Genomic DNA, 12,114 nt, shown 5'->3' on the forward strand with positions numbered 1-12,114 from the left:
GGTACAATCAAATAGATTGGGTATCTATCCTGGTCATTAGAAAGTAAGCGATTTCTATAGGCAGGCTAATTATTCGGAGGTGTATCTTGTGAACACAAGCTTAAAAGGGAAGATTGCACTAGTCACAGGTTCAAATGCAGGAATCGGACGTGCTATTGCGATATTGTTGGCAGCAAATGGTGCAAGTGTCGGGGTCACTTACTTGAACAATAAAGATCAGGGTGAAGCTACGGTAGCTTTGATTCGTGAGGCTGGAGGGAAAGCTGAGCTGTTCCAAGCGGATGTAACGAATATTGAACAGATAGATGCGTTGGTTTGCGGAGTCGAAGCCTCATTTGGAGGTAAAGTAGATATCCTCGTAAACAACGCAGGACATCTAATCGAGCGGTGTCCGAACTCGGATATGAACGAAGCTTTATATGACCAAATTATGAACGTGAATTTAAAAAGCACCGTATTTATGTGCAAAAGAGTTCTCCCGGGGATGAAGGAGAAGGGAGCGGGACGTATTGTGAATATGTCGTCAATAGCCGCCCATAATGGCGGAGGCCCTGGTGCCAGCATTTATGCGGCAAGCAAGGCAGCCGTCTTGAGCTACTCCAAGGGACTCGCCAAAGAAGTTGCGGGAGATGGGATTACCGTGAACATAGTTTCTCCAGGCTTTATCGGACAGACTGCCTTTCATGCGACATTCACAAGCGATGAGGCAAGAAAAGCTACCGTTAACGGAATCCCGTTGAAACGGGAAGGGACGCCGGATGATGTGGCAGGAGCCGTGTTATATTTGGTATCTGATCTGGGTTCTTATTTGACTGGCGAGTCTATAGAAATCAACGGTGGAATGTTCATGCGCTGATGCGATAGAACCGATCATACTGAGTTTTGACAGAGAAGGAGAATCCTAATGAGCCAACCGTTATATCAACCCCAAAGTGGAGCACTGACTGTACAATATGAGCCGGATAGCACAACCCAGATGATTGAGAATCCTCCTCGATTTACTTGGATTCCCGCCCAGCTCGATAATGACAGCTATATATTGCAATATTCTAAATCTTCACAGTTTGAAGAGGTCCATACCGTAACTGTACAACCGATCCCTTATAATTTGTATACTCCAGATGAAGTTCTAGCGGCAGGGAATTATTATTGGCGGTACGCCCTTCTGGATTCCGAATCAGGAGGCGGACAAACCGAATGGAGTATCGTAAGAAGCTTTACCGTTCCTGAGGGATTGCCGCAAACGCCTCTACCAAGCAGAGAGGTGCGGTTTCAACATGCCGCAACCGAGCACCCGCGCCTATGGCTACAGGCCAATGAACTGCCGGATTTTAGGCAAAAGGTCAAGGAAGACTCAGCCTACTGCGGTTGGGACGTTTTCATGGAGCGTTCGGTGAAGCCTTGGATTGTTAAAGAGCTTATTGCTGAGCCGGAGCCTTATCCTAACAACAAACGGGTTGCTAAGCTGTGGCGTCAAATGTACATGGATTGCCAGGAAGCGCTGTATGCGATTCGTCATCTTAGTGTAGCAGGAATTGTATTGGAAGACGAATTGCTAGTGAATCGAGCTAAGCAATGGCTGCAGCATGTTGCATCATGGGATCCGCAAGGACCTACGAGCAGGGATTACAATGACGAAGCGGCTTTTCGGGTTGCAGAAGCACTCGCATGGGGCTACGACTGGTTGTATGCCCATTTGACCCCGTCGGAGAGGGAAGAGATTCGCAGCAAGCTGCTCCAAAGAACAGAGCAAGTAGCCTTCCATGTCATGGAACGCTCTAAGATTCATCACGTTCCGTTCGATAGTCATGCGGTTCGCTCCTTGTCCTCGGTGCTAATCCCGTGCTGTATCGCCATGTTCGGAGAGGAGCGGAAAGCGAGGGAATGGTTAGACTATACCTTGGAATATTATGCGTGCCTATATACCCCTTGGGGAGGAATAGACGGAGGATGGGCAGAAGGACCCATGTACTGGACTACCGGGATGGCTTTTGTAACTGAAGCGATGAACCTATTGAAGAAGTACACGGCTATCGACTTCTACGAACGTCCATTTTTCCGCAAAACCGGTGATTTTCCGCTTTACTGCTTCAGTCCCGATACACTTCGGACAAGCTTTGGTGACCAATCGACGCTTGGCGATCCGGTCAGCTTGAAAACCGGGTTTAATATCCGCCAATTTGCTGGTATTACGGGCAACGGCTTGTACCAATGGTATTATGAGCAGACGAAAGAGATCGATACCGATTCGGAGATGAAATTTTACAATTACGGTTGGTGGGATTTCCGGTTTGATGAAATGATGTATCGATATGATTATCCTGAAGTACAAGTGCAAGCTCCAACCGAGATAGAACGGGTCAAATGGTTCCGTGATATCGGGTGGGTCGCGTTCCATTCCAACATGGACAAGCCTGACGATCACATCATGCTGCTGACCAAGAGTAGTCCATACGGCTCCATTAGTCATAGCCACGGGGATCAGAACGGATTTCTGCTGCATGCCTACGGAGAGCCGTTAGCCATTGAAAGCGGGCATTATGTTGCCTTCGGTAGTACGATGCACATGAATTGGAGGAAACAAACCCGGTCTACGAATAACCTGTTAGTGGATGGGCTTGGGCAGTACTCAGGTACGAACAAAGTGCTGAACATGGCTGCATCCGGTGTTGTAGAGGCCGTGGAAACCCATTCGACGTACACTTATTCCCGCTGCAACGCTACGGCTGCATATAAAGAAAATGTGCCGTATCTCGAACGCTACGTTCGGGAGCTGTATTTCGTCAAGGAATCCTATATCGTTGTAGTCGATCACGTTGATTTATCGCAACCAGGCCAGGTGGATTGGTTGTTCCACACCTTGTACGAAATGAAACTCGGAGCCCAAACATTCCGCGTACTAGGGAAAAAGGCAGAGATGGACGGACGATTTGTTTACAGCTCGTCTGGGGAATTGGAACTGTCCCAAAGCAATGTCTTTACAGATGTGGATCCGTCAGAGATCGAAGGATTGGATTGTCAATGGCATTTGAGTGCGAAGACGCATGCTGCACAAAGCCATCGCTTAGTTACCTTGCTTGTACCAATGCGCAAAGGAGAGACGAAGTATGTTTCTTACTTTATGGACGATCAAGGTCATGGAGTCGATTTATATTTTACGGAGGACGGGCAGACTCATCGAGTCCAAGTTCCGAAAGCTTACTAAATTGCACTCATAAGTTTAGAGAATTAATAAATCCCCCTGTTTGACGGAAGCTTGAATTTCCGTAGCAAATAGGGGGATTTATTAATTTCAGTAGGGAGTTATTTTCCTGCTTTTACTTCTTCAAGCAAGCTCAGATCGATGAACTTGCTTAGATCAAGCTCTTCTTTTTTCACTTCTTTAATGTAGCCGGCCTCAATCGAAACTTTGGCCATTTCTTCGATAGCTTCCTTACTTACGTCAGTAGTTAAGTTCAAACGGGAGAGGGCTGCTTTTATGAGCGCAATGTCCATCCCTTTGCCACTAAGTGCTTTCAAACGATTGTTGATCAGCTCGTAAGACTGGTCGGGGTTTTTCTTAATAAAATCAATAGCATCTGCATTGGCTTTGATTGCTTGCTTCGCCATATCGCGATGTTCTTTCAGGAATTTGTCGCTTGCTACAAGAATGGTTAAAGGGTAATTTCCGTTGTTCGGCGGGATTTTATCCCAATCTACGATGATTTTACCGATACCTTCCTGCTCCATTTGTGTACCCCATGGCTCAGGAATCAATGTAGCGTCAATTTCTTTTTGGCGCATAGCGATCAGTGTATCGGCAGGAGCACGTGCAATAATTTGAACACCGGTTTTATCGGTAGTGACATTTAAGTTATTTTGCTTTAGCAGCAGTCGCAGTGAGATTTCGTTGGTGCTGCCTTTAGTCGGGATAGCAACGGTTTTGCCTACTAAATCCTTTACACTAGTAATGCCGGATTCTTTGCCGACAACAAGAACAGCGCCGCCATTGTTAGAACCGGAAATGACTTTGAAGTTTTTACTTTTAATATACTGGTTTGTTGAAGGACCTGGACCTACGAAACCGAGATCGATTTCGCCTGTAGCTAGTGCAGTGGAGAAGTCGGAACCGTTATCGAAAGGCGTGACTTCGATCTTGACATTCTCACCCCAATATTTCTGGAAGAGTCCTTTTTCTAATGCAATATAGCCTGGAGCATGGGTTACATTCTTGAAAATACCTAACTTAACAGTTGAAGCGGGCGTGGATTTGACACCGCCTGCTGCGTCTTTGGTGGACTCCTCTTTCTTTCCGCAAGCCGACAGCACCAGAACGGCAATCATTAAGATGGCTAGTGATAGGGTAAATCTTTTTTTCATCGTAGTACTCCCCTTTAAACGCTTATTTTTGTTTGGCTGATAGACCATAGCGGACCAAAATGGTATCTTCCAGCCGCTTGAAGCAGAAGTGATCGGACAAAGTGCCCAATACGGCAATGATGATTACGATACATAACATTAAAGCGGTATCTGCAAGGTTGCGTCCGTCCTGCAGCAGCTGACCCAAGCCTACGCCCTTGGCGATCAATTCACCGGCTACCAGAGCCCGCCATGCGAACGCCCAAGCAACACGGACGCCTGTAATCATATGAGGGAAAGCTGCGGGTACCATAATTTGATAAAACATTTTAAAGCCATCCCCAGTTCCCATCGTTTGCGCCGCCTTTAGGTAAATTCGAGGGATGTTCATAATACCAGTACGGCTGGACATGGCCATGGTCCATGTTGCGCCTAGCGTAGTAATGAAGATGACCGAGAAATCATTCATCCCGAACCAGATAATGGCGAATGGCAGCCAAGCAATGCTTGGAATCGTCTGCAGAGCGACGACAAGGAAACCGAGCGTATCGTCAAGAAACCGATATTTGGCAAATAGGAAGCCAAGCACCGTACCGATAACAATGGATAAGATAAATGCGGTAAGCAATCGTCGTATGCTTTCTAATGTCGCTTCAAGCAGCTGCCCATGTACGAACCCGTCATAGAACGCTTGGACGGTTTGAGTGACTGAGGGGAATTTCCAGCCCCAATCAAAAATTCTAAATCCCGCTTCCCATGCTATCAGAAGTAGAACCAGAAAGAGGGTTCTTCTTAATGCTGTACTCATCGCCCATTTCCTCCTTTACCACTTTTTCCAGCTCATCTGCCAATGCATCCATAATGCTGCTTTCTACGTGGTGGAGAACAGGGTCGGCCCAATCTCTTGGTCTCGCTGCACGAACCGGAAATTCCTTCTTTATCGTTCCAGGGCGCGTGGACATGACTAGAACTCGATCCGACAGAATCACGGCCTCGCGAATATTGTGGGTAATAAACAGAATTGTTTTTTGAGTGCGCATCCAGATATCTTCCAGCTCTTTATGTAATATGAGTCGCGTTTGTTCGTCCAGAGCTGCGAATGGTTCATCCATTAGTAAAATATCGGGGTCCATAGCGAGCGCTCTAGCAATCGCAGCCCTTTGCTTCATGCCGCCTGATAGTTCATGAGGATAACGGTCGGCGAATTTGCTCAAATGAACGGACTTGATTTGCTCCATTGCCATTGCTTCGCGCTCTTTTTTGCCGATACCCTTTTGCTTTAGACCAAAGGCTACATTGTCCAGCACGGTGAGCCAAGGAAATAGTGCATGCTCCTGGAAAACGACAACGCGATCTGGACCCGGTGTACTGCAAGGCTTGCCGTTGACGGTAATCGAGCCCTGTTCAGCCTGCTCTAGGCCTGCTACTAGGTTCAGCAGCGTAGACTTCCCGCATCCCGACGGGCCTAGCAGTGAAACGAATTCCCCTTTTTGAATCGATAGCGACACGTTATCAATGGCAGTAAAAGATCCTCCTGTCCTTTGATGGAACGTCTTGCTGACTCCCTTAATTTCGATCAATGACGCTCACTCCCCTAAAAACCGATGAATGTTTTTCTTTTGAAAGATCAAACGCGAACCGCAGGTTAACGGATATCGAAACAGTACTGGTCCAAATGTCCTATAACATTTGGAGCCTATTTGTACGATAAAATAGGTAGGAGTATGCCGATAAACGATAATACATGTAAAGCTTTTTGCGATTACGCTTTCTTATACCAACCTATTCTATCGGAATTAATGTGTTTGTCAATATAAAGTTTTCAATTACAGGAAAAGGTTGTATTATTTCGGCATTAAGTAACAACTAAGGCTTCCTACTTTATTAAAATTTTAATGGGAAAGGTTTGAGCTGCAATGAAACAATGGAAACGAGTGCTGATTATGGGATCATTGCTGGGTGGAACATTTACCGCGGGGGTCTACGCTGAAGATATATTGCAAAGAGTGGAAGCGTACCTGCGTCCGGATTTCAATATTGTGTTGGATGGGAAAGCCATAAAGCTGGAAGGACCGACCCTGGTTTATCAGGACAAAAGTTATTTACCATTAAAAGAGCTCGGCAATCTGTTGGGTGCAAACATACTTTGGAAGAGCGACAACAAGACGATCTACATTAACAGCCGGATTAATTCAGAGCAGACACCTGAGGATAAGGATGCTACATACGAGGAGTTTACTCTGCGTTCGCCTGCATCACAGTGGGTAACGTATCTAGGTGCGGATTATCCGCTGCTAAGTGTTTATTCGGATAGCGGCTCGGGAGTTTATTATCGATTATCTGATTTGCGCAGGATGGGCATTGATACGGAGGGACTGAAGAAAAACCGGGAGAAGCTGACCGGGGTTCTGTACGTAAGTGACTCGGAAGCGAGAAAGAGATGGCGCCAAGCACCGTCCGTAGCGCGCGTGAACAAGGAAAATTACGTCATCGCTAATGAAGTGAATACGGAAAAATTAAGCAAGCTCAAGGAATATGTAAAAAATACAGCCAATTTCACGATCAAGGATTTTTATTATTCAACCAAACCAATCATGATTGAAAAAATAAGCAGCAATGATGATCAGGACCGTTATGAATACTTGGTTTACCAAACAATGAGCGGTAGAGGTTCCGGTTACAGCATTAATCAAAATCATTATTTCCGAGCCATACTCCGGTTGGACAAGCAAGGTTTTGGAGAAAATTTGACTTATAGCGTAAACGTAGAAACCCGTACTGACCTCAATGATGAGCTTGATACCAAGATAAACAAGCAGAACCAGCAAAGCGAAGAACAGAAATAATCCCATTGAAGTGATGAGGATCGTCTCCAGCGGAGGCGGTCCTTTTTAAATAAAAAAATGGATTGAAATCAAGGAAAAAAGTCAATAATCCAAGTTGCTAAATCATATGATTCATAATAAGATAGAATTAAGTAACTGAATTGTCTGAAAATTCTATCAAAATCCGGGCGGTCCTTGAAGCACCAAGCAATTCAGGATAGAATGCCAGGGTTTATGTACGATTTGGGAGGGGATTGCCGTGAGTAAAAGTCATGAAGTGGAATATTGCAACCTTGAGTTACGATTTGACCGTCGGCTAATCCGTAACTTCATTAAGGCGTTGATTCAAGAGGGGTATTCGCTATATTGGAACGAAAGCGACCAACAATTCATTGTGTCGATCCGCACGGGACGTAAGCTGGTGAAGCTGAGGTTCCAACGGTTAGGAGATCGATACAAAATCGTCGGGAATTACTCCTTCAAAGATGAGAAGCTGGCGGAATTAATGGAAAAAATGATAGGAGATACCCGCGGGCATGCCGTAGTCAAACGGTTCAAGGACAGGCAAATTTTAATCGAAAATATCATGTTCGGTGAAATAATCAGGATGGTTGAAATATCAGGAGTAGAGCACAAAGTATTGTTTCAAAAGGAGCCGGTGGTGACGGTGGAGGAAATGATGCAAGCTTTTCGATCCAAGAGACCTGATGACCGCATTCCTGTTCTGAGGCTGGAGCTTGATTACGAGCTGGCAACACTGCAGGACGCATTGAAGTCAGGAGACGCTAAGGCCGTTAAAATGTGCAAAGAAAGGTTGATGGAACTTAGGCATGAAATGCTGCAGCTTGAAATGTAAACGGTACGATTGAGATGGTCTGTGTATATTCTGCACAGGCCATTTTCTATGTCCATTAGATCAATATGAGGTAAAAACACCACAAAACATAGAAGCGGCATAGGGAAAATCAATGGGGGAATTTTGGATGTAGTGCAAAACAGATCAATACTTCGCAAAAAATGTTCGTTGTTAACGTGTGCAGCTGTATGATATTATAAAACAGAGGTGGTAGGATTGAGTGTTACGATCAAAGACATTGCCAAGCTGGCTAATGTATCGCATACTACGGTCTCCAGGGCATTAAACGACAGCCCTCTTATTAATCAGGAGACGAAGGAACGAATCCAGCAGCTCGCGGCAAATTTGAATTACACCCCGAACTACAGCGCCAAGAGTCTGGTCCTTGATCGATCATACAACTTGGGTTTGTTTTTTTCAACTCTCCATACCGGTACATCTGCCGGCTTCTTGTACGAAGCGGTTAAAGGTGTCAATGACGTTATACAGGATCAGTACAATTTGATTGTACGAGGTATTGACGATTACAAAAGCTTTCAAAAGATTAATCGAAAAAGCTTTGACGGTATCATGGTAATGAGCCAAAGCTCGTCTGACCAACCGTTTATCGAATATGTGACGGAACGTGATATTCCACTAGTCGTACTAAATCGTCAGATCGATGCCATTCCGGTGATGAATCTGATTCCGGACGACCTGCGGGGGGCCTTTCGCGTTGTTGAATATTTGATTAATCAGGGACACCGGGATATTGCGATTATTGAAGGGAAAGAGAACTTCAAATCGACGCAAGCCCGGCGCGAAGGTTATATGGAAGCGATGAATCAGTATAACGTAACCGTAAGGGAAGAGTATAAGGTACAGGGAAACTACGACGTTGAGAGCGGGTATGCCGCTATGGCGCGGCTGTTGACACTGGATCTTACACCTACGGCTGTATTTTGCTGTAACGACGAGATGGCATTAGGAGCCATTAAAGCGATAAATGAGAAGCAATTGTCCGTACCCGGTGATATTTCCGTCGTAGGCTTTGACGATCAGCTATTTTCTGCTTTCGTGACTCCAGCATTAACCACCGTTCGGAGACCTATTGAAGAAATTAGCCGGGAAGGTGCGGCCAAGCTGCTCACTTTTATAGAAAACAAACAGGTCGATAAGGAGACCATCTTCATTCGTACGGAGCTCATCATTCGAGATTCCGTTAAAACAATAGCAGGAGGCGCTTAAAGAGTATGAGTATTTTAAGACAGGTTCTTGAAGACATCCCAATTCCGCAAATGGTGCGTATTCGTCAAAAGTTTGATGCTGCTAAAATCGAGAATTTAGAAGAAGTGCTGCAGCAAGAATTGAAAAAACCTGGTGCTGTGGACCAAATTAAGCCGGGACAGCAAGTTGCAGTTGCAGTAGGAAGCCGCGGTGTAGCCAACATCGCCTTGTTTACGAAAGTAACTATTGACGCAATCAAGCAAGCGGGCGGAGAGCCATTTATCGTGCCTTGCATGGGTAGCCATGGCGGAGCAACTGCCGAAGGTCAGAAGGAAGTTCTGCATCATCTCGGAGTTACGGAAGAAGCGATGGGAGCACCAATCCGTTCCTCAATGGAAGTTATCAAAATTGATGAGCTTCCTAACGGTTTGCCAGTCTATGTAGACAAGATTGCTTCCACTGCCGATGCGATCGTAGTCATTAACCGTGTCAAGCCTCATACTGCGTTCCGCGGTCGTATCGAAAGCGGGATTATGAAAATGATCTCCATAGGACTAGGTAAGCAAAAAGGAGCAGAAGCTTGCCATCAATTAGGCTTTAAGTATATGGCGGAAAACGTTCCGGCAATGGCTAACCTTATGATGAAAAAGCTGCCGATCATTTTCGGTGTAGCATTGGTAGAGAACGCATATGACCAAACCTGCCGCATCGAGGTGCTTCCAGCAGCTCAAATCGAAGAACGTGAGATGCAGCTGTTGGAGGAAGCCAAAGCGCGTCTGCCGAAAATTTTGTTCGATCAAATCGACGTACTTGTTATCGACTATATCGGCAAAAACATCAGCGGCGACGGTATGGATCCGAATGTTACGGGTCGTTATCCGACTCCTTACGCCCATGGCGGTCCGGATGTTTCCAAAATGATCGTTCTTGATCTGACTCCAGAAACAAAAGGCAATGCCAATGGTGTAGGTACTGCAGACTTTACAACCCAACGGCTTGTTGACCAAATGGATAGAGCGGCTACATTCGTCAATGGTTTGACATCAACCGTGTGCGCTCCTACTAAAATTTCAACAACGCTGGATAATGACTTTTACGCTATTAAAGCTGGTGTTAAAACTTGCAATATTTTGGATTACACCAAGTGTAAACTTGTTCGCATCCAAGATACTTTGCATTTGGGTGAAATTGAAATTTCGGTTAACTTGCTTGAAGAAGCCAAATTGCATCCGGACATTGAAATATTGACTGAACCTTATGATCTTCAATTTGACAGCGAAGGGAATTTAGTGAAATGAGTTTGACTTCACCAAAACCGTATATTGTCGCAGCTGATCTCGGAACGACCAGTGCCAAAACACTGGTCATTGACCGGGATGGCCGCGTTCTAGCATCTAATTCTATTGAATACCCACTGAATACGCCTAGACCGGATATGGCGGAACAGAACCCTGAACAAATTTTTCAAGCTCTAGTTACAGGTATTCAAGCCGTAATTGCAAAAGCTAGAATTCTACCAAGCCAAATACTATGCGTCTCATTTAGCTCTGCAATGCATAGCTTAATAGCTGTCGACCGTGATCTCAATCTATTGACACAATCCATCACATTTGCGGATAATCGCAGTGTCGGCTATGTTAAGCCTTTGAAGGAAGAACTGAATGGACACCAGATTTATTTGAATACGGGTACGCCTCTGCATCCGATGTCTCCGCTTTTGAAGCTCATGTGGCTGCGTGACAACCGCCCGGATGTTTTTGAGAATGCTTATAAATTTATTGGCATCAAGGAATATGTCTTTGCAAAGCTGTTCGGCAAATTCATCATCGATTACTCTATTGCAAGTGCAACAGGATTGTTCAACCTGCGTAATTTGAAGTGGGACGAGCTGGCACTTAAAGCATGCGGTGTTCGTGAAGAGCAGCTTTCTGAACCGGTATCTACCGTACACCATGTAACCGGAATGAAAGAGCAGTATGCCCAAGCGATGGGGCTTCATTCGGATACGCCATTTGTTGTAGGAGCTTCGGATGGAGTACTTGCTAACCTTGGTGTAGGTGCTTTCGAAGAAGGGGTTTATGCAGTAACTATCGGAACTTCCGGTGCGGTTCGCGGTGTTGTGCGTGAACCAGTCACTGACCCTAAGGGTAGACTGTTCTGTTATGCGTTAAAAGAGGATTTCTGGGTAGTTGGAGGCGCGATCAACAACGGAGGCATTATGTTCCGCTGGGTTAGAGATCAGTTGGCTACTGCTGAGGCTGAAGAAGGGCGCCGTAGAGGGTTAGATCCTTATGATTATTTGACCACGCTGGCAGAAGAAGTTGCAGCAGGGTCAGATGGTCTTATTTTCCTGCCACTGCTTACAGGGGAACGTGCTCCTTATTGGAATGCTAATGCGCGAGGCGTGTTCTTCGGCTTGTCCTTATACCACCAGAAGAAGCATATGATTCGCTCCGTGCTTGAAGGGGTTGTTTACCGTATCAACTCCGTGCTTGGCGCTTTGGAAGAATTGTCCGGACCTACGAAGGAAATTCGCGCTTCTGGCGGTTTTGCCCGTTCAAGCTTCTGGCTGCAATGTATGGCGGATGTAACAGGGAGTTCGGTTGCTGTGCCTAACTCGATCGAAAGCTCCGGTTTAGGTGCAGCCCAGCTCGGGATGCTGGCTATGGGAGAGATTAAAGACTTCTCTTCCGTGCACAATTGGATGCAGGTTCAGCATCGTCATCAACCAGATTCAGGGAACCATCAGCTGTATCAGCAGTTGACAAATATTTATAATCGTGTGTACCATCAGTTGAAGGATGAATTCGATGCGATCGCTGCTTATCAGCAAGAGCATACGAAATAGTTCCACCCCAACAGACGGTTCATATGCAAAACCTATACATG

At 45.7% G+C, this 12,114-nt stretch carries 10 protein-coding genes; 7 read left to right on the forward strand and 3 right to left on the reverse strand.

Annotation, left to right across the window (positions count from 1 at the left end):
- Positions 1-88: 88 nt before the first annotated feature.
- The gene (locus BP97_RS0112370) at positions 89-856 is read left to right on the forward strand and encodes an SDR family NAD(P)-dependent oxidoreductase (protein ID WP_028549382.1); all 768 of its coding nucleotides are present in this window, start codon (positions 89-91) and stop codon (positions 854-856) included.
- Positions 857-904: 48 nt separating this feature from the next.
- Complete coding sequence (locus BP97_RS0112375) at positions 905-3,205, forward strand: DUF4962 domain-containing protein (RefSeq protein ID WP_028549383.1); 2,301 nt, start codon at positions 905-907, stop codon at positions 3,203-3,205.
- A 98-nt stretch (positions 3,206-3,303) separates the two neighbouring features.
- On the opposite strand, the gene BP97_RS0112380 is transcribed toward BP97_RS0112375, so the two are convergent.
- The 3 genes from BP97_RS0112380 to BP97_RS0112390 are packed head-to-tail and all read right to left on the reverse strand — an operon-like array spanning position 3,304 to position 5,918.
- Entirely contained in the window at positions 3,304-4,359 is a 1,056-nt protein-coding gene (locus BP97_RS0112380; protein ID WP_028549384.1) for an ABC transporter substrate-binding protein, read from the reverse strand.
- Positions 4,360-4,381: 22 nt separating this feature from the next.
- Positions 4,382-5,146 carry an ABC transporter permease gene (locus BP97_RS0112385; protein WP_028549385.1) on the reverse strand — a complete coding sequence of 255 codons (765 nt, stop codon included), beginning with the start codon at positions 5,144-5,146 and terminating at the stop codon, positions 4,382-4,384.
- Positions 5,079-5,918 carry an ABC transporter ATP-binding protein gene (locus BP97_RS0112390; RefSeq protein WP_028549386.1) on the reverse strand — a complete coding sequence of 280 codons (840 nt, stop codon included), beginning with the start codon at positions 5,916-5,918 and terminating at the stop codon, positions 5,079-5,081. The genes BP97_RS0112385 and BP97_RS0112390 overlap by 68 nt, the downstream gene beginning before the upstream one ends.
- A 336-nt stretch (positions 5,919-6,254) precedes the next feature.
- Between BP97_RS0112390 and BP97_RS0112395 the strand changes: the two genes are divergently transcribed.
- The 5 genes from BP97_RS0112395 (at position 6,255) to BP97_RS0112415 (ending at position 12,073) form a co-directional block, all read left to right on the forward strand.
- Positions 6,255-7,184 (forward strand): stalk domain-containing protein, encoded by a 930-nt coding sequence (locus tag BP97_RS0112395; RefSeq protein ID WP_028549387.1) that lies wholly within the window; start codon positions 6,255-6,257, stop codon positions 7,182-7,184.
- Positions 7,185-7,422: 238 nt separating this feature from the next.
- Positions 7,423-8,019 (forward strand): hypothetical protein, encoded by a 597-nt coding sequence (locus BP97_RS0112400; RefSeq protein ID WP_028549388.1) that lies wholly within the window; start codon positions 7,423-7,425, stop codon positions 8,017-8,019.
- 216 nt (positions 8,020-8,235) lie between these two features.
- Complete coding sequence (locus BP97_RS0112405; protein ID WP_028549389.1) at positions 8,236-9,246, forward strand: LacI family DNA-binding transcriptional regulator; 1,011 nt, start codon at positions 8,236-8,238, stop codon at positions 9,244-9,246.
- A 5-nt stretch (positions 9,247-9,251) separates the two neighbouring features.
- Complete coding sequence (locus tag BP97_RS0112410; protein ID WP_028549390.1) at positions 9,252-10,523, forward strand: nickel pincer cofactor-dependent isomerase, group 22; 1,272 nt, start codon at positions 9,252-9,254, stop codon at positions 10,521-10,523.
- On the forward strand, positions 10,520-12,073 hold the full coding sequence (locus tag BP97_RS0112415; RefSeq protein ID WP_036745760.1) for a gluconokinase: 1,554 nt from the start codon (positions 10,520-10,522) through the stop codon (positions 12,071-12,073). The genes BP97_RS0112410 and BP97_RS0112415 overlap by 4 nt, the downstream gene beginning before the upstream one ends.
- The last annotated feature ends 41 nt before the right edge of the window (positions 12,074-12,114 follow it).

Origin of the sequence: Paenibacillus sp. UNC451MF, from assembly GCF_000686845.1 — a bacterium.
Taxonomy (GTDB): Bacteria; Bacillota; Bacilli; order Paenibacillales; family NBRC-103111; genus Paenibacillus_S.

Excerpts from the sequence above, each read along its gene's own strand:
- BP97_RS0112375 (WP_028549383.1), top strand. The coding sequence starts at position 905 with ATGAGCCAACCGTTATATCAACCCCAAAGTGGAGCACTGACTGTACAA.
- BP97_RS0112380 (WP_028549384.1), bottom strand. The coding sequence starts at position 4,359 with ATGAAAAAAAGATTTACCCTATCACTAGCCATCTTAATGATTGCCGTT.
- BP97_RS0112385 (WP_028549385.1), bottom strand. The coding sequence starts at position 5,146 with ATGAGTACAGCATTAAGAAGAACCCTCTTTCTGGTTCTACTTCTGATA.
- BP97_RS0112395 (WP_028549387.1), top strand. The coding sequence starts at position 6,255 with ATGAAACAATGGAAACGAGTGCTGATTATGGGATCATTGCTGGGTGGA.
- BP97_RS0112410 (WP_028549390.1), top strand. The coding sequence starts at position 9,252 with ATGAGTATTTTAAGACAGGTTCTTGAAGACATCCCAATTCCGCAAATG.
- BP97_RS0112415 (WP_036745760.1), top strand. The coding sequence starts at position 10,520 with ATGAGTTTGACTTCACCAAAACCGTATATTGTCGCAGCTGATCTCGGA.